Source organism: Leifsonia sp. GW821-FHT13C05 (assembly GCF_058806515.1).
In genome coordinates, this window is sequence record NZ_JBXAPT010000001.1 from 1355854 (window position 1) to 1372167 (window position 16314).

Here is a 16314-nt window from a genome sequence, read left to right on the forward strand (position 1 = left end):
TACACCACCCCACCGAGCGCGGGGGCGGACGGACCCCCCCCCCCCCCCGCCGCTCTCGGCTGGCATACGACATTCCCCTAGTTCCTTGCCAGACAGCCTGCGTAACCTTCGAGGTCCGCCGCACTGCCGGCTTCACGTACGGAGGGGAAACGCATGACGACACGGTCGCTGCCTGCGCCGCGCGCCGATCGGCGGCCGTTCCGCGTCGGCTTCTTCGCCCGTCGCCGCCTGATCGAGCAGGCCAGGCAGGATGCGGCGACCACCGCCTCCGGCCCCGCCAGGGATGCGGATTCCGGCGAGCCGACCACCCCGCACGTCCAGGCGATGCAGGCCCACGCCGACGGGTACGCCCGGCGCGAGGAGCAGCGCTTCTTCGCGAGGATCGACCGCGAACTCACCGAGTACCGCGTGCTGTCGAGGGCGCTCGACACCGACCTCGCCGACTACGACGCGCTCACCGGCAACGTCCGGCTCGACGACCGCGAGTTCATCGCCAACGGCTCCGGCCCCGGCTTCGAGGAGCTGCGCAGGCTGGAGCGGCGCATCAAGCGCGGCAAGCGCCGCGTCGACGAACTCTCCGCCCTCATCCACTCGCGGTTCACTGCCGCGAAGCTGCGCACCAACCGCTACTACGACCACGCGGACGAGAAGCTCGCCGTCTACTGGGGCGCGTACCGCAGGGAGCTCGCACCGGACAGGGGGCTCGACAGGGCGCCGGTCCTTCGGCGCTCCGAGTGGCTCACCACGAAAGAGAACACCCGGCTTCTCGAACTCTGGCAGGGGAGAAACGATGTCAAAGCGTGACCGGCAGCCCGCCGACTACTCCGTTCCGAAGACCGGCCGACTCCGCCGCCGGCTGTTCTGGCGCCTGCGCAGGATGCGCGCCGCCGTCGACGTCGAGACGCTGGAGGTGTTCGAGCACGAGCTCGCCGCGTTCGAGCGCGGTGGCATCGCGGAGATCGAGCGGCAGCGCACCCGCAACCTGGCCGCCTGCGCCGCCCGCGTCACCGCATCGCAGAAGCGCGAGGAGCTGATCCGCGGCTCCATCGAGCGCACCGAGCACCAGCTGAAGCGCGCCGAGGTCGCCGCCGAGCGACTGGATGCGCGCCTGCTCGGCCACGACCCCGACCTGCACAACTACGCCTGAGACGGAGAGGAGACACATCATGGCCAGAGACATCGTCGAGAGACCGCCGCGCATCCGTCCCCGCGTCGGGCACATGCCGCGCTTCGCGCACGTGCTCGTCTACCTGCTGCTGCTCGGGATGATCACCGTCGACTACGTGCTGCTGTCGCAAGCGCTCACCCTGCTGCTGCGCAACGACAGCCAGTACGGCTCGATCGGGCTGCAGATGTACGTGATCACGCTGGGCATTTCGCTCGCCGTCGTCACCCTGCCGCACGTCGTCGCCGTCGTGATGCGGCGCATCCAGGCCAGGGTCATGGACAGGCGCTGGTCGATCGCCGCCGTGCTGATGTCGCTGATCTGGGTGGCACTGCTCACCGCCATCACCGTCGCCAGGATCAAGGCGGGCATCGACGCGCAGAACGCCGGCGGCCTGACCGGCCTCGTCGGAGGCTCGGCGGCACCGGCCGCGACCGGCTTCTCCTGGACGGCGCCGGACACGATCATGGCGTTCCTCATGCTCGGCGTGCTCGCCACCTCCGGAGCGATCAGCTTCATCGTGGCGTGGCTCACCACCCGCCCGCTGCTCAGCGCCTCCGAGAAGGCGCACGCGCACGTCGACGAGCTGCGCCGCTACCGCGACCGCCTGCTCGGCGAGGCCGTCGCCGCCCGCGAAGAGACCGCCCAGGCCATGCACCTGGCCGCCGCAGACGGAGCCAGGTACACCGGCGCCAGGATCACCTTCGCCTCGCGCGTCGACGTGCTCCGCGCCCAGCTCGCAACCCGGCTCGCCCAGCACGAGCGCGACCCGGAGAGCACCAGCCAGATCATCCGCGAGCTGCGCGCCAGACGGCTGAGCGACCCCGAGCTCGGCCAGGGTGCCCAGCCCGGTCGGCTGACCGACTGAGCCCCCTCCTCCCGAACGTCTCCCGAAAGGACGACCGTTGACCTCCCGACCTCTCGCCAAGGCCTTCGTCGCCATCGCGGCCGCCATCGCCCTGGGCGCCACCATGACCGCCTGCGCATCGGCCACCGCATCCGGCGCGGCCTGCGACCAGTCGCAGAAGCGCAACATGGGCGTCGTCGCCGGGAGCACCGCGAACGCCCCCGTCACGAACCTCCCCGCCTCCGCCGTCGACCAGTTGAAGGCGGTCGGCGCCAGCAACGGCAGCGTGACGGTGGTCGTCCCCTCCGGTACCCCGCAGGTGATGGGCACGACGGTGATCGGCTCGACGGCTCAGGATGCCGTCGTCTGCCAGAACGACCAGCGCACCAAGCTCACCCAGATCACCTCGTACATCAACGGCCTCGCCTCCGCCTCCCCCGAGGTCGACTTCCTCGCCTCGATCGACCAGGCCGCCCGCAACCTCGGCTCCCACCCGATGGGCGTCCTCGTGATCGGCAGCGGCTTGCAGACCACCGACCCGCTGAACTTCTCCACGAGCGGCGTCCTCTACGCAGACCCGGCCCAGGTCGTCAGCGACCTGACCTCCCGCGGCCTGCTCCCCACCGACCTCAAGGGCGTCACCGTCTACTGGTCCGGGATGGGCGACGTCGCGGGAGCGCAGACCCCACTGACCATCCCGGCCAGGAGCAACCTCACCGCCATCTGGACGGCGATCGTGAAGGCGGCGGGGGGCACCCTGTCCCTGCTGCCGGAGCCGGCAGCCGGCGCCGCCCGCTCCGGGCTCCCCGCCGTCTCGGCCGTGCCCGTCGAGGCCGTCCAGACCAAGACGGACTGGACGAAGCCGATCGTCATCCGCAACAGTGACCTCCTCTTCACGAAGGACACGGCCGCGTTCTCCGACCAGGCCAAAGCCGAGTCCGTCCTCGGCGAGCTGGTGCCGTCGATCGAGCAGAACGGTCAGCCGATCACGGTCACGGGCACAGCGTCCAAAGACCAGGCGACGGACAACACCGCGGACACGGCCCTGTCGCTGAAGCGCGCGGACGCCGTGAAAGCCGCCCTGGTGAAGCTCGGCGTCTCCCCCGGCCTGCTCACCACGGCCGGAGTCGGCTACGACTGGTGCGGCTGGAAAAGCGAGACGGACGCGGCGGGAAAGTACTCGGACGCCCTCGCAGAGCAGAACCGCTCCGTCATCCTCACGTCCGCCGGCGTCTCCCTCTGCAGCTGACTACCGCGCCGTCCCGTTCACCCGGGCGAGCAGGGATGCGAGCTGCTCCACGTCTCCGCGATCCCATTTCCGCAGGTTGCTGTAGAACACCCGCTGGTCGCTCGCGCGCACTTCGTTGACCTTCTCGATCGCCTCCGTGGTGGCGACCAGATAGCTGGCCCGCCTGTCCTCCGGGTCGCTGCGTCTCTCGACCAGTCCGAGGTCTTCCAGGATGCGCACCTGGCGGCTGACGACGCTCTTGTCGGTGGACAGCATCCCGGCGAGGGCGCCGGCGTGGACCGGTCCCGTCCTGGCGAGGGTGCTGAGGAGTTTGAAGCCGACCGGCTGCAGGTCGGGATGCACGCCGGCCGCCCGGTCGCGCATCCCGGCGCTCACCTTGTTGAAGAGGACGGTGAACTGCTCCTCGACGGAGGCGATGGCCTCGTCGTTCTCGCGGGTGGCGGCGCCGCTCGGCGCCACCACCCGTTCCGCGTTGCTCATGGCCGCGATCATAACCGACCGGCTAGCGCTGTTCCTCCGAGCGTTCGGACGGCGGACGCACAGCGCCGACCGAGCCGGTGACCGGGGCGCCGATCATGGCCTCCGCGACCTCGATCGCGGTCTCTTCGGCCTCTTCCGCCCCGTTGTGACCTGTACGCTCTCGCATCTTCTCGAGCGCCGTCTGCGTGCCGAGCTTGATGTTCGGCAGGAACAGGATGGCGATGATCGTGATGACCGCGAGCGGCACCGCGATGAGGAAGATGTCTGCGACGGCCTGGCCGTAGACGGACTCGATGATCGTGCGCACACCGACGGGGAGCTTGTTGACCTCCGGCAGTGTTCCGCTCTGCAGCGACTTCGCCACCTCGGCGCCCGCAGCGCCCAGCTTGCCGATCGCGACCTGCAGGTCGTGCTGTCGCTCTCCGAGCATCGTGACCACCTTGGAGCCGAGCACGCTGCCCATCACCGAGACGCCGACCGTGCCGCCGAGGCTGCGGAAGAACGCCACGGACGAGCTGGCGACGCCGAGCTGCGACGGGTCGACCGTGTTCTGCACGATCAGCACGAGGTTCTGCATCACCATGCCGACGCCGGCGCCGAGGATGAACATGTAGATCGAGACGATGACGTAGTTGGTGTCGTACTCGATCGTGCTCATCAGGTAGAGGCCGATCGTGAGCATGATCGAACCGACGATCATGTACGGCTTCCACTTGCCGAAGCGGCTGATCAGGTTTCCGACGACCATCGACGAGATCAGCAGACCGCCGATCATCGGCAGCGTCAGCAGACCGGACTCCGTCGGCGTCGCACCGCGGGCGAGCTGCATGTACTGGCTGAGGAACACCGACGTCCCGAACATCGCGACACCCACCGAGATGGATGCGATCACCGCGAGGGTGAACGTGCGGTTCTTGAACAGCGACAGCGGGATGATCGGCTCCTTGACCAGGAGCTCGGTGATGACCGCAGCGACGAGCATCAGCACGGAGGCGCCGACCATCCACGCGGTCGTCCAGCTCCACCAGTCGAACTGCGTGCCGGCCATGCTGACCCAGATCAGCAGCAGCGAGACGCCACCGGCGATGAGCACGGCGCCGAGGTAGTCGATCTTGACCTTGCCCTTCGGGCGCTTCGGCAGGCGCAGCGTGAGCTGCAGCAGGATGATGGCGAGGATCGCGACAGGTACGCCGACGAAGAAGTTCCAGCGCCAGCCGATCGAGTCGGTGAGCAGGCCGCCGATCAGCGGTCCTCCGATGGTGCCGACGGCCATGATCGCCCCGAACAGGCCCATGTAGCGACCGCGATCACGCGGGCTGATGATGTCGGCCATGATGATCTGGCTGAGGGCGGTCAGACCGCCGGCGCCGAGACCCTGCACGACACGGAATGTGATCAGCATCTCGGGGTTCTGCGAGAACCCGGCGAGCGCGGAGCCGAGCACGAACAGGCCGAGGGCGAGCTGGATGAGCAGCTTGCGGTTGAGCAGGTCGGCGAGCTTGCCCCAGATGGGCGTGGACACCGTGGTCGCGAGCAGCGTGCTGGTGACGACCCAGGTGAAGGCGGACTGGTCGCCGCCGAGTTCGGAGATGATGCGGGGCAGCGACGACGAGACGACGGTTCCGGCGAGGATCGAGACGAACATCCCGAGCAGCAGGCCGGACAGCGCTTCGAGCACCTGCCGGTGTGACATGGACGCCGACGGCGCCTCTTCCTCTCGGGTGAGAGAGCGTGACATGTTTTTCCTTCGTAATTGGTTGACGAGGAGCAACGATATATAATTAGGTGACCGAAATCAACTAATTCTCTGCATTGCTGCAAAATTTCTCAATATGCAAACTCCAGCACCGGCCGCCGAGCTCGGCCTCCGCGAGCGCAAGAAGGCGCAGACACGCGCCAGCCTCGAGCGCGCGGCCGTGACGCTCACCCTCGACCGCAACATCGACGACGTCACCATCGACGAGATCTGCGCGGCCGTCCCCGTTTCGCACCGCACGTTCTTCAACTACTTCGACTGCAAAGAGGACGCGCTCCTCGGCTTCCGCCACTCCTGGGGCGACGCCGCCCTGGTCGCGGAACACCTCGAACGGGTCTACGCGGGCAGCATCGTCGAGTGCGTCGTCACCACGCTGATCCGGGGCCTCCCCACAGCCACCGACCCCGACCTGCACGCGGCCAGGATGCTCATCGCCTCCCGCAACCCCGGGCTCATCCAGAGCAGGATGCGCCGCCTCGACGACCTGCGCTCCGGCCTGGTCGGCTCCATCGCCGACCTGATGCTGCGCGAGGGACTGGTGGATGCGGACGGTCCCGTCTCCGCCGAGGCCCAGGCCGAGCTCGTCGTCGTCACCTGCATCGGCAGCATCCGCATCGCCCTCCGCGAGTGGGCGGACGCCGGCGCCGTCGGCAGCCCGGACGAGGTCGCCGCGCGCAGCGTCGCCATCGCGCGCACGCTCAGCGCGCTCTCCTGAGCTCCGCTCCTACTCCCGCCCGCGGTTGCGCCGCCGCACCACCCGCGGCGCACGCCCGGCCAGGAACGACTTGCCAGGGTCGACCACGAAGCCCTGACGCAGCGCCTCCCGTCCGATCAGCATCCGGAAGCCCATCTGGTCGCGGTTGCTGAGCGTGGTCTCGGCCGTGATGGTGCGCCCGAACAGGTGCACGTCCACCAGCACGACGATGCGCTCCTCCGCGTGCCCGGACGAGCTGCGGACGGTGCGCCGGTCGTGCACGGGGCACTCCACCGTGACCACGTCGTCCTCCGACCTCTGCCACGGCCGCACCCGGAAGCGGACCGTGTCGCCGTCGTCCTCGATGTCGAAGGCGTGCAGCGCAGAGCTGCGGGCGCCGGTGTCGAGCTTGGCTTTGATCCAGGGCACGCCGACATCGGGCAGGCTCACCCATTCGCGCCAGCCCACGATGGTGCTTGAATGGAGGTCGTCTTTCACACCCACCATCTTGGCAGGACACCCCCGATGAAACTCGCGCTCCTTTCGCGCGCCCCGCAGGCGTACTCCACTCAGCGGCTCCGAGCGGCCGCGCTGCAACGGGGGCACAGAGTGAAGGTGCTGGATACGCTGCGCTTCGCCATCGATCTGTCCGGCGACGAGCCCGACCTGCAGTACCGGGGCAAGCTGCTGTCCGACTACGACGCGATCCTGCCGCGCATCGGCAACTCGATCACGTACTTCGGCACGGCCGTCGTGCGCCAGTTCGAGCAGATGGATGTGTACACGCCCAACACCGCGAACGGCATCACCAACTCCCGCGACAAGCTGCGGGCGACGCAGATTCTGTCGCGCCACAACATCGGGATGCCGGCGACGGCGTTCGTGCACAGCCGCGCCGACGTGCGCCTCGCCATCGAGAAGGTGGGAGGAGCGCCCGTCGTCATCAAGCTGCTGGAGGGCACGCAGGGTATCGGCGTCATCCTCGCCCCCGAGGTGAAGATCGCGGAGGCCATCATCGAGACGCTGCACTCGACGAAGCAGAACGTGCTGATCCAGAGCTTCATCTCGGAGAGCCGCGGGCGCGACATCCGGGCGCTGGTCGTCGGCGACCGCGTCGTCGCCGCGATGCGCCGCAGGGCGAACGGCGACGAGTTCCGCTCCAACGTGCACCGCGGCGGCTCCGTCGAGCCGGTGGAGCTGTCGCCGGAGTACGAGCAGGCCGCCGTGCGCTCCGCCCAGATCATGGGCCTCCGCGTCGCCGGTGTCGACATGCTGGAGGGCAACGACGGCCCTCTGGTCATGGAGGTCAACTCCTCCCCCGGGCTGGAGGGCATCGAGACGGCGACCGGGCTGGATGTGGCCGGTGCGATCATCGACTTCATCGACAACCAGGTCGCGTTCCCCGAGATCGACGTGCGTCAGCGCCTCAGCGTCTCCACCGGATACGGCGTGGCCGAGCTGGTCGTGCACGGCAACGCCGACCTCGTCGGCAAGCGGATGCGCGACTCCGGCCTCGGCGAGCGCGACATCACCGTGCTCACCCTGCACCGCGGAGCGACCGTCATCCCGAACCCGCGCGGAGACGTCGAGCTGGAGGCGGGCGACCGTCTCCTCTGCTTCGGCAAGCTGGAGGAGATGCGCTCGATGATCCCCGAGCGTCGCCGTCGCCGCACCAAGGTCCGCAAGCTGCCGAAGGAGCCGCTGCCGGAGAGCTAGGCTCCGACGGTCTCCCAGCCGGACGCGAGCGGCAGCGGTTCTCCCGGCAGCGGGGCCCAGGCGTCCCAGTCCACCGATAACGGGAACGCCTGCGCTTCGACGGCCGCCACCGCCCGCCGTCGTGCGTCTTCGACCGCGGCGATCCTGGCGGCGTCGAACTTGCCCGTCTCCTCCGCCCAGGCGAGTTCGTCCTCGTCCTTGAGGCTGTGGCTGCCGTCCGGCTCTGCGATCACATCCAGGATCCAGTCGGCGGTGTCGAACCCGAGCGGCGTGCGCACCCACGGCGACTCCAGGTTCACGTACGCGTGCTCCGTCCACCCGTCCGGGGTGAGCCAGCGCCACATCGACCACGGCTGTCCTGGCACGTGCACGCGCAGCACGCCGTCGCCCGTCCAGACGTGCTCCTCGTAGCCGCCGCCCCAGCCACCGGGCAGCATGTTGCGCCCGCGCGGCCCTCCGCGTCGCCCGACGGCCACTCTGCCGACGGTTCCCGCCGGCTGCCAGAGGGCGATGCACCGCTCGGAATCTTCCACCACGTAGTGCTGGTAGACGCTGCTGATGCGGTCGTCGGAGACCCAACGGAGGAGTGAGGTCGCTGTGGTCGCGGTGGTCTGCGGCATGGAGTGGAGTCTAGCCGTGCAGGGCAGGCTCCCCGCTCCGCTCGACCTCGTGCTCGTCGTCGAGGAACGCCTCGTGGTGATAGCCGGACCCGTCGAGCACGACCACCGTCGATTCCGGCACCTCCAGGAACACGCCAGGCAGGTCGTTGAGCGGTTCGGACACCACGAGGTGGGCGCGCCGGTCGAAGATCTTGAAGCGTTCGATGTCCGGGTACATCTCCAGCAGGGTCGGGATGTCCACCGAGTGGAACAGCGACCGCGTCCTGTGCTGCGTCGAATACCGGAACGCCCAGATGGTCTTCCCGTCCGCCACGGCGAGAGTCCCCTGCATCGGGAACCGGATGTCGTGCGCGTGCCCGATCTCTTCGACCTTACGGATGGCCGCGGCGACCGCCGAGATCGGGTCGTCCCTCAGCCCGTAGGAGAGGGCGAGGTAGAACAGCACCTCGCTGTCCGTCGTGCCCTGGATGTACGGGTATAGGGCGGGGTCGACCGCCATCGTGAGGTCCCGTTTGATCGTCGGGAACTCGTCGATCGCCCCGTTGTGCATGAACATCCAGTGCTCGTAGCGGAACGGGTGGCAGTTGGTCTGCTGGATGGGTGGATGCGTCGCCGCCCGCACGTGGGCGAAGAACATCGGGCTCTCGATCGCCGTCGAGAGCTCCCGCAGATTGGCGTCGTTCCACGCCGGTTCCGTGCTGTGGAAGATCGCGGGGGTGTCGTCGCGGGTTCCCCCGCTCGGGTACCAGCCGAGGCCGAAGCCGTCGCCGTTGACCGGCTCTGCTCCGAGGGACGAGTTGAGCGACTGCGCGACGATTGAATTCTGTGCGTCGAGCACCAGGGTCGACGGTCTGAGCGGCCCTCCGGAATATGCCAGCCATCTACACATCGCACGACCTCCTCGTCAGTGCTTTCGGTATGGGCTCATCCTCTCACCGGGGAGGCCCACCGACTAGCCCGCGTTTCCGCTGGCCGCCCAGGCACGCGCGACCATCGGGATGGTCCCGTCCTCCTGGATCGGCAGGTGCCCGACCAGGTGATCGCGGAGCCGGTCCCGTGCTGCGGCATCCAGCCCCGAGACGTAGCCCGGTGCCGGACCCTGCCCGCCGAGGAACGGCGTCCAGTAGTCGTCGAAGTCGCCGAAGACGGTCGGGATGTCGATCGCTCGCACGGTCACGCCGGTCAGGCCGGCGGCGGCGAACTCCTCCCCCAGCGCCTCCGGCCCGCACAGGGGGAACCGGGCGGCCTCGTCCAGCTCGGCCGCCGCCGGATCGAGCTCGACCGCCGCATCCCAGAAACAGCGCAGGAACTCCATCCGGTCGCCGTAGTCCCACACCGTCGCCGCGACCATCCCGCCCGGCCGCACCACCCGGACCGCCTCGGCGAGCGCCGCCTGCACCTCCGGCACGAAGTTCAGCACCAGCCCGGACACCGCGACGTCGATGGATGCACCGGGCAGAGGAAGCGCGTCGGCCGACCCCCGCAGCAGCCTCGCCCTTCCGCCCAGGTTCGTGGCGGCCGAGCGCAGGAAGCCGTCCGACGGTTCGACCCCCACGACCGACGCCGGGTCGCACCTGTCGAGGATCGCGCCGGCCAGCGCTCCGGTGCCGCACCCCACATCCAGCCAGTCGAGTCCGGGCCCAGTACCCAGTCCGTCGAGGAACGGCACAGCGAGCAGCCTGCTCCACCGCCCCACGTACCGCTCGTACGCGTCGCCGCGCTCCCAGGTGTCTCCGCCGTCCCCGTCCACGGTCCCCAGTGTGCGCCTCCCCCGCCCGCGGCGCACCGAATCGCCCGCAAACACTGGACTATTGTTGCCACCCGCAACAGAATGCAGTTATGAGGGGCCCTCATGTTATCCGCACTCCGGATCAACGACTGCGGATCTTCGTCAGTTCCACGCTGCAAGAGCTCGCCGATGAGCGTCGCGCCGCGCGGACCGCCATCGAGCGCCTGCACCTCGCGCCCGTCATGTTCGAGCTCGGCGCCCGCCCGCATCCGCCCCGCGATCTGTACCGCGCCTACCTCGAACAGAGCGACGTGTTCCTCGGCCTCTACTGGGAGCGCTACGGCTGGGTGGCACCGGAGGAGGAGGTCTCCGGCCTCGAGGACGAGTACAACCTCTGCCCGGACGACCTCCCCCGCCTGCTCTACGTCAAGACGCCCGCCGAGCGCCGGGAGCCCAAGCTCACCGAGCTGCTCAACCGCATCAGGGACGACGACCGCGCCGCGTACAAGTACTTCGAGTCCGCCAAGGAGCTCGCCCGCCTCGTCGAGGCCGACCTCGCCACCCTGCTCGCCGAGCGCTTCGAGCAGAGCAGGTCGTTCGTGCCGCTCGACGTCCCCGCCGACGCGGACAGGGTCGCGGAGCCGGTCCGCCTTCCCGAACCGCTCACCGGGCTCATCGGCCGTCACGCCGACCTGGATGCGATCCGCGACCTCTACAGCGCCGGCGCCCGCCTCGTCACACTCACCGGCCCCGGCGGCATCGGCAAGAGCCGCCTCGCCCTCGCGGCGGCGCGCGCCGTCACCCCCGCGTTCGTCGACGGCGCCGTGTTCGTCGACCTATCGGCCGTCCATGACCCTGACCGGGTGCCCGCCGCCATCGCGCAGGCGCTCGGCGTCCGGGACACCGGAGACGCCCCCATCATGGAGAACCTGGCGACGGCCCTGCAGGACAGGCACCTGCTGATGGTGCTCGACAATTTCGAGCAGGTACTCACCGCCGCTCCCACCCTCACCGCGTTGCTCGCGGCAGCGCCCGGCGTCTCGATGATGGTCACCAGCCGCGCGCTGCTCCGGCTCACCGCCGAGCAGAGTTTCGAGGTCGGTCCGCTCCCGGAGGACTCGTCCGTCAGCCTCTTCGTCGAGCGCGCCCACGCCGTCAAGCCGGACTTCGAGGTCACGGACGAGAACCGGTCGGCGGTCACCGGCGTCTGTGCGGCCGTCGACGGGATGCCGCTGGCCATCGAGCTCGCCGCGGCGCGCATCCGGGTGCTCTCCCCCGACGACCTGCTCGACAGGCTCGACCGCAGCCTCTCGGTGCTCGTCGGCGGTTCCCGCGACCTCCCCGAACGGCAGCAGACGCTCCGCAGGACAATCGAGTGGAGCACCCAGCTGCTCGACGACGACCAGCGCAGGCTGCTCGCACGCCTCGGCGTGTTCGAGGGCGGCTTCACCCTGGAGGCTGCGGAGGCGATCGGGTCGGAGGTGATCGGTGCGGACGCGAGCGCGGAGGGAGCCGCTGCCGTCCGCGACGTCCTCGGCGACCTCGCCGCCCTCGTCGACAGCAGCCTGGTCCGGCAGCAGGACGGGGATGGGCGCGCCCGGTTCGCCATGCAGGCCATCGTGCGCGAGTACGCCAGGGAGCAGCTGTGGGACGCCGGTCTGCTGCACGCCGCCCGCGAGGCGCACGCCCGCTTCGTGCTCTCGCTCGGCGACAGCGCCAAAGAGGAGCTGAAGGGCGGCAGGCAGCGCGAGTGGCTGAGACGGCTCGGCGACGAACGGGACAACCTGCGCGCTGCCGAGCGGTTCCTGCTCGGCAGCCGCGACTGGGACCGCGCCGCCCACCTCGCGTACAGCCTCTACCTCTACTGGTGGGTCTCCGGGCTGCTCGGCGAGGTCAGGACCTGGATGGACGAGGCCCTCGACTCGGGAAGCGACCTCAGCGACCACACCAGGGCGATCGCCCTCTACTTCACCAGGACCATCATGTTCTGGAAGGACCCGGACGGCAGCGTCGCCGCCGAGCTCGCGGAGAGCGCCGACCTGTTCCGCAGCGTGAGCGATCCGGACGGCGAGGGCCTGACCCGCATCTCCCTCGCCCTCGCGCTGCTTGCCGGCGCGAAGCCCGACCCAGAGCGCGCGGAGGAGGTCATGCAGGAGAGCCTGCGCCTGTTCCGTTCCAGCGGCAGCGTGTGGGGCGAGTCGATGGCGCTCGTCCTCCTCGGCCGCGTCTCGCTGCGGAAGCAGGACATCCAGGAGGCGAGGGACCGGTTCGCGAGGAGCCTCGCCCTCACCCGCTCCGCCGGGGATGCGGTCGGAGAGCGGATCGCCACCTACCACCTGGGCTGGGCGCAGCTGATGCTCGGCGAGACGGACGACGCCCGCGCCGACTTCGCCCGCAGCGTCACGGTCTCCGCCGCGCTCGGCCACGTCGAGGGTCTGGCGTACGGCCTGGAGGGCATGGTCGCCATCGCCGCCATCGCCGGTGACGTGGACCGGGCAGGGCGGCTGGCCGGCGCCGCCAGGGCGCTCCGCGAGCGCAGCGGTCTGCACAACGGACCGACGTTCACCTTCCACCAGAAATACCTCGACCGGCTCACCGCCGCCGGCGACGGCGCTGCCCTGGATGCGGCCATCGCCGCCGGCCGCGAACTCTCGGTCGAGCAGGCGGTCGCCGAGGCACTCGCCGAGGTCGGCGCCTGAGCCGTCACCGCCTTCCGGCCTCGCCGCGCACCGCGTCCGTATCCGCCGGATCGCGCTGCCGCCTGCTCAGGTACAGGATCGGGATCCCGATCAGCTCCACCACCCCACCGATCACCAGGGACGTCCCGTACCCCCAGGCGTCGGCCGCGCGCCCGAGCGCCGGCTGGATGAACACCCCACCGAGGCTGCCGAACAGCGAGTCGAACGAGAGCACCGTCGCCCGCTGCTTCGACGGGATCATGTCGTTCAGGTACGCCTGCCGCACCGGCCCGGCCACCGCGAACACGAACCCCCACACCACTAGGAACACCACCGCCAGCCAGAACAGGCTCGTGATCCCGAGCACCACCAGCACCACCACGCTGCACAGCGATGCCCCGATCACCGTGGTGGTCCGCCGCGCGAACAGCCCCCGGATGCGCGGGGCGAGCACGCCGCCCGCCACCTGCGCCAGCGACAGGATCGCCGCCGCCAGCCCCGCCACCGAGTACGCGGTCGGATCCCCGTACAGCTCCAGCAGGTACGGCTGCAGCGCGTAGAACGCGTAGATGCCGACCCCGGATGCGAACGGTGCAGACAGGATCACGTAGCGCACCGAGCGCTTCCGCAGCCCGTGGTCGATGGACTGGACGAGCACGTTCCTCGTCGCCTTGAGCGGCCCCATCGACCGGTCCGGCGTGAACCCGATGTCCTTCATCACCACCGCCGCGAACACGAACATCACCACCAGTACCCCCGCCCGCAGCAGGAACGGCACCCCCAGGTTCGTCGCCTGGGCGATCACCCCGCCGAGCACGGAACCCGCGAACATCGCGATGCCGGTCACCACCAGCCCGCGCCCGAACACCGCCTCGAGACTCCCGGTGTACTCGGTGGCGGCCAGCGCGTCCACCAGCCAGGCGTCGACGGCGCCGGAGAAGAAGGTGAAGCCGAGCCCGAGCAGCACGGACACGAGCGCCCACCAGACGAACGGGGCGTGCCAGAGCCAGAGCATCCAGTACAGCGCGGTGGTCACCGACAGCGTGACCGTGCCGAGCAGATACGACGCCTTCCTGCCGACGGTGTCGGCGACGACGCCGGTCGGGATCTCGAAGACCACCATCCCAGCGGTGAAGAACGCGTTCGCAGCGAACGCCTCGAAGTTGGTCAGCCCGGCGTCCAGCAGGAACAGCGTGTTGATGCCCCAGATGAAGGACGCGGCCAGCGTGTTGCCGAGCAGCAGAGTCAGGTAGATCCTCTGCACTCGCCGTGCCGCCGGGTTCATGACCGGCGTCCGCTCCGCGCATCCGGTGTCGTCACACCTGCCATCATCGACCCGCGCGGCCCGTGACGCCAGGCTCGCGTGAGCGGCTGAGCCCGCTGAGGACTACCGTTGAACGTATGACAGCACCGGATACAGCGCAGGACGAGGCAGAGACTGCCCGCGAAGCGACGACATTCTCTGAGCTGGGACTCGACGGGGCTGTGCTGAAGGCACTCAAGGACGTGGGTTACGAGACCCCGTCCGCCATCCAGGCCGCGACCATCCCACTCCTCCTCGAAGGCCGCGACGTCGTCGGCCTCGCCCAGACAGGCACCGGCAAGACGGCGGCGTTCGCGCTGCCGATCCTGTCCAGGCTCGAGACCTCCCAGAAGACCCCGCAGGCACTCGTCCTCGCACCCACGCGCGAACTCGCGCTGCAGGTGTGCGAGGCGTTCGAGAAGTACGCCGCCCACCTGCGCGGCGTCCACGTCCTCCCGATCTACGGCGGCCAGGGCTACGGCGTGCAGCTGTCCGCGCTCCGCCGCGGCGTCCACGTCGTCGTCGGCACGCCCGGCCGCATCATGGATCACCTGGCCAAGGGCACCCTCGACCTCTCCGAGCTCAAGTACCTCGTGCTCGACGAGGCGGACGAGATGCTCAAGATGGGCTTCGCCGAAGACGTCGAGACGATCCTCGCCGACACCCCGGACGACAAGCAGGTGGCTCTGTTCTCCGCCACGATGCCGGCCCAGATCCGCCGCATCTCCAAGAAGTACCTGCACGACCCGGAAGAGATCACGGTCAAGAACAAGACCACGACCTCGGCCAACACCACACAGCGCTACCTGATGGTCTCGTACCCGCAGAAAGTGGATGCGCTCACCCGCATCCTCGAGGTCGAGAACTTCGAGGGCATGATCGTCTTCGTCCGCACCAAGAACGAGACGGAGACGCTCGCCGAGCGCCTGCGCGCCCGCGGATACTCGGCCGCCGCCATCAACGGCGACGTCGCCCAGGCTCAGCGCGAACGCACCGTCGACCAGCTGAAGTCGGGCAAGCTCGACATCCTGGTGGCGACGGATGTGGCGGCCCGCGGTCTCGACGTGGAGCGCATCAGCCACGTCGTCAACTTCGACATCCCGATCGACACGGAGTCGTACGTGCACCGGATCGGCCGCACCGGCCGCGCCGGCCGCAGCGGCGCCGCGATCAGCTTCGTCACTCCCCGTGAGCGCCGGCTGCTGGCCGCGATCGAGAAGGCCACGCGTCAGCCGCTGACCCAGATGCAACTGCCCACGATCGAGGACGTCAACGTCACGCGCCTGGCGCGCTTCGACGACGCGATCACGGATGCGCTGGGCCAGGAGGACAGGATCGCCCGCTTCCGCGACATCATCACCCACTACGTGGAGCACCACGACGTGCCGGAGGCCGACGTGGCCGCGGCACTCGCCGTGGTGGCTCAGGGCGAGGAGCCGCTGCTGCTCTCCCCCGAGGACGAGCTCTCCCGCCGGGTGGAGCGCGACGGCCGCAGCGCGGAGCGCACGCGCGACTCGCGCGACGGACGCGACACCCGCGACTCCCGGGGCGACCGCTCCGGTCGTTCGGACCGTCCGGAGCGCCGCAGCCGCCCGAGCGGCAAGCCGATGGCGTCGTACCGTCTGGAGGTGGGCCGCCGTCAGAAGGTGGAGCCGCGCCAGATCGTCGGAGCCCTGGCCAACGAGGGCGGCCTGAGCCGCGAGGACTTCGGAGCCATCCAGATCCTCCCCGCCTTCTCCCTGGTGGAGCTGCCGGCGGATCTGCCGGGAGACGTCCTCCAGCGCCTGGAGAGCACACGCATCGGAGGCAAGCTCATCGAGCTGCGCCCCGACCGCAGGGGCGGCACCGTCCACCGCGACGACCGCGCTCCGCGGGCGGACCGCGACGATCGCCCGGCGCGCAAGCCGCGCCACAAGTAGCGCAAGCACCCCCGCTACAACGCAGAAAGGGCCGCCCGGTTTCGGGTGGCCCTTTCTTCATGTCCGCACCGGCATATAGCCGTCTGTGTGGTGTTGTGGTGGTGTTAAATGCGAAAGAGCCACCCGGTGTGGGGTGGCTCTTTCTAAAAGGAGTCCGG

At 69.4% G+C, this 16314-nt stretch carries 15 protein-coding genes; 8 read left to right on the forward strand and 7 right to left on the reverse strand.

The features are described 5' to 3' along the window. Positions 1–153: 153 nt before the first annotated feature. From AC1ROC_RS06480 to AC1ROC_RS06495, 4 genes are read left to right on the forward strand one after another with little or no spacing between them, the layout of a single operon-like run. Positions 154–804: a hypothetical protein gene (locus tag AC1ROC_RS06480; RefSeq protein WP_492998858.1), complete on the forward strand. Its 651-nt coding sequence runs from the start codon at positions 154–156 to the stop codon at positions 802–804. Continuing rightward, positions 791–1147: a hypothetical protein gene (locus tag AC1ROC_RS06485; protein ID WP_085370761.1), complete on the forward strand. Its 357-nt coding sequence runs from the start codon at positions 791–793 to the stop codon at positions 1145–1147. The genes AC1ROC_RS06480 and AC1ROC_RS06485 overlap by 14 nt, the downstream gene beginning before the upstream one ends. A 19-nt stretch (positions 1148–1166) precedes the next feature. Beyond that, positions 1167–2033: a hypothetical protein gene (locus AC1ROC_RS06490; protein WP_492998860.1), complete on the forward strand. Its 867-nt coding sequence runs from the start codon at positions 1167–1169 to the stop codon at positions 2031–2033. A 37-nt stretch (positions 2034–2070) separates the two neighbouring features. After that, positions 2071–3261, forward strand: a complete 1191-nt coding sequence (locus AC1ROC_RS06495) for an OmpA family protein (RefSeq protein WP_492998862.1) — start codon at positions 2071–2073, stop codon at positions 3259–3261. Here AC1ROC_RS06495 and AC1ROC_RS06500 read toward each other — a convergent pair whose 3' ends face one another. Both AC1ROC_RS06500 and AC1ROC_RS06505 read right to left on the reverse strand, forming a co-directional pair. Next, positions 3262–3741: a MarR family winged helix-turn-helix transcriptional regulator gene (locus tag AC1ROC_RS06500; RefSeq protein ID WP_492998864.1), complete on the reverse strand. Its 480-nt coding sequence runs from the start codon at positions 3739–3741 to the stop codon at positions 3262–3264. It abuts the gene before it with no gap. 22 nt (positions 3742–3763) lie between these two features. Beyond that, on the reverse strand, positions 3764–5434 hold the full coding sequence (locus AC1ROC_RS06505) for an MDR family MFS transporter (RefSeq protein WP_085370792.1): 1671 nt from the start codon (positions 5432–5434) through the stop codon (positions 3764–3766). 139 nt (positions 5435–5573) lie between these two features. Here AC1ROC_RS06505 and AC1ROC_RS06510 point away from each other — a divergent pair, with 139 nt between their 5' ends. Continuing rightward, entirely contained in the window at positions 5574–6212 is a 639-nt protein-coding gene (locus AC1ROC_RS06510) for a TetR/AcrR family transcriptional regulator (RefSeq protein ID WP_492998866.1), read from the forward strand. A 9-nt stretch (positions 6213–6221) separates the two neighbouring features. On the opposite strand, the gene AC1ROC_RS06515 is transcribed toward AC1ROC_RS06510, so the two are convergent. Next, entirely contained in the window at positions 6222–6698 is a 477-nt protein-coding gene (locus AC1ROC_RS06515) for an ATP-dependent zinc protease family protein (protein ID WP_085370757.1), read from the reverse strand. An 18-nt stretch (positions 6699–6716) separates the two neighbouring features. Between AC1ROC_RS06515 and rimK the strand changes: the two genes are divergently transcribed. After that, positions 6717–7907: a 30S ribosomal protein S6--L-glutamate ligase gene (rimK, locus tag AC1ROC_RS06520; RefSeq protein ID WP_085370756.1), complete on the forward strand. Its 1191-nt coding sequence runs from the start codon at positions 6717–6719 to the stop codon at positions 7905–7907. Here the strand turns inward: rimK and AC1ROC_RS06525 are convergent. The 3 genes from AC1ROC_RS06525 to AC1ROC_RS06535 form a co-directional block, all read right to left on the reverse strand. Then, positions 7904–8527, reverse strand: a complete 624-nt coding sequence (locus AC1ROC_RS06525; RefSeq protein ID WP_492998869.1) for a ribonuclease FAU-1 family protein — start codon at positions 8525–8527, stop codon at positions 7904–7906. The two genes, rimK and AC1ROC_RS06525, sit on opposite strands and share 4 nt — an antisense overlap. A gap of 10 nt (positions 8528–8537) precedes the next feature. Further along, positions 8538–9365 carry a class II glutamine amidotransferase gene (locus AC1ROC_RS06530; protein ID WP_492998871.1) on the reverse strand — a complete coding sequence of 276 codons (828 nt, stop codon included), beginning with the start codon at positions 9363–9365 and terminating at the stop codon, positions 8538–8540. Positions 9366–9479: 114 nt separating this feature from the next. Beyond that, complete coding sequence (locus AC1ROC_RS06535; RefSeq protein ID WP_492998873.1) at positions 9480–10277, reverse strand: class I SAM-dependent methyltransferase; 798 nt, start codon at positions 10275–10277, stop codon at positions 9480–9482. Between the two features lie 89 nt (positions 10278–10366). Between AC1ROC_RS06535 and AC1ROC_RS06540 the strand changes: the two genes are divergently transcribed. After that, a complete protein-coding gene (locus AC1ROC_RS06540; protein WP_492998875.1) occupies positions 10367–12955 on the forward strand; it encodes an ATP-binding protein in 2589 nt (862 codons plus the stop codon). Positions 12956–12959: 4 nt separating this feature from the next. Here the strand turns inward: AC1ROC_RS06540 and AC1ROC_RS06545 are convergent, their stop codons facing one another. Next, entirely contained in the window at positions 12960–14219 is a 1260-nt protein-coding gene (locus AC1ROC_RS06545; protein WP_492998877.1) for an MFS transporter, read from the reverse strand. Positions 14220–14335: 116 nt separating this feature from the next. Here AC1ROC_RS06545 and AC1ROC_RS06550 point away from each other — a divergent pair, with 116 nt between their 5' ends. Next, complete coding sequence (locus tag AC1ROC_RS06550) at positions 14336–16156, forward strand: DEAD/DEAH box helicase (RefSeq protein ID WP_492998880.1); 1821 nt, start codon at positions 14336–14338, stop codon at positions 16154–16156. The last annotated feature ends 158 nt before the right edge of the window (positions 16157–16314 follow it).

Coding starts and splice junctions, on each gene's coding strand:
- AC1ROC_RS06515 (WP_085370757.1), bottom strand. CDS start 6,698: ATGGTGGGTGTGAAAGACGACCTCCATTCAAGCACCATCGTGGGCTGG.
- AC1ROC_RS06505 (WP_085370792.1), bottom strand. CDS start 5,434: ATGTCACACCGGCAGGTGCTCGAAGCGCTGTCCGGCCTGCTGCTCGGG.
- AC1ROC_RS06500 (WP_492998864.1), bottom strand. CDS start 3,741: ATGAGCAACGCGGAACGGGTGGTGGCGCCGAGCGGCGCCGCCACCCGC.
- AC1ROC_RS06540 (WP_492998875.1), top strand. CDS start 10,367: ATGAGGGGCCCTCATGTTATCCGCACTCCGGATCAACGACTGCGGATC.
- AC1ROC_RS06545 (WP_492998877.1), bottom strand. CDS start 14,219: ATGAACCCGGCGGCACGGCGAGTGCAGAGGATCTACCTGACTCTGCTG.
- AC1ROC_RS06510 (WP_492998866.1), top strand. CDS start 5,574: ATGCAAACTCCAGCACCGGCCGCCGAGCTCGGCCTCCGCGAGCGCAAG.
- AC1ROC_RS06490 (WP_492998860.1), top strand. CDS start 1,167: ATGGCCAGAGACATCGTCGAGAGACCGCCGCGCATCCGTCCCCGCGTC.
- AC1ROC_RS06485 (WP_085370761.1), top strand. CDS start 791: ATGTCAAAGCGTGACCGGCAGCCCGCCGACTACTCCGTTCCGAAGACC.
- AC1ROC_RS06480 (WP_492998858.1), top strand. CDS start 154: ATGACGACACGGTCGCTGCCTGCGCCGCGCGCCGATCGGCGGCCGTTC.
- rimK (WP_085370756.1), top strand. CDS start 6,717: ATGAAACTCGCGCTCCTTTCGCGCGCCCCGCAGGCGTACTCCACTCAG.
- AC1ROC_RS06525 (WP_492998869.1), bottom strand. CDS start 8,527: ATGCCGCAGACCACCGCGACCACAGCGACCTCACTCCTCCGTTGGGTC.
- AC1ROC_RS06550 (WP_492998880.1), top strand. CDS start 14,336: ATGACAGCACCGGATACAGCGCAGGACGAGGCAGAGACTGCCCGCGAA.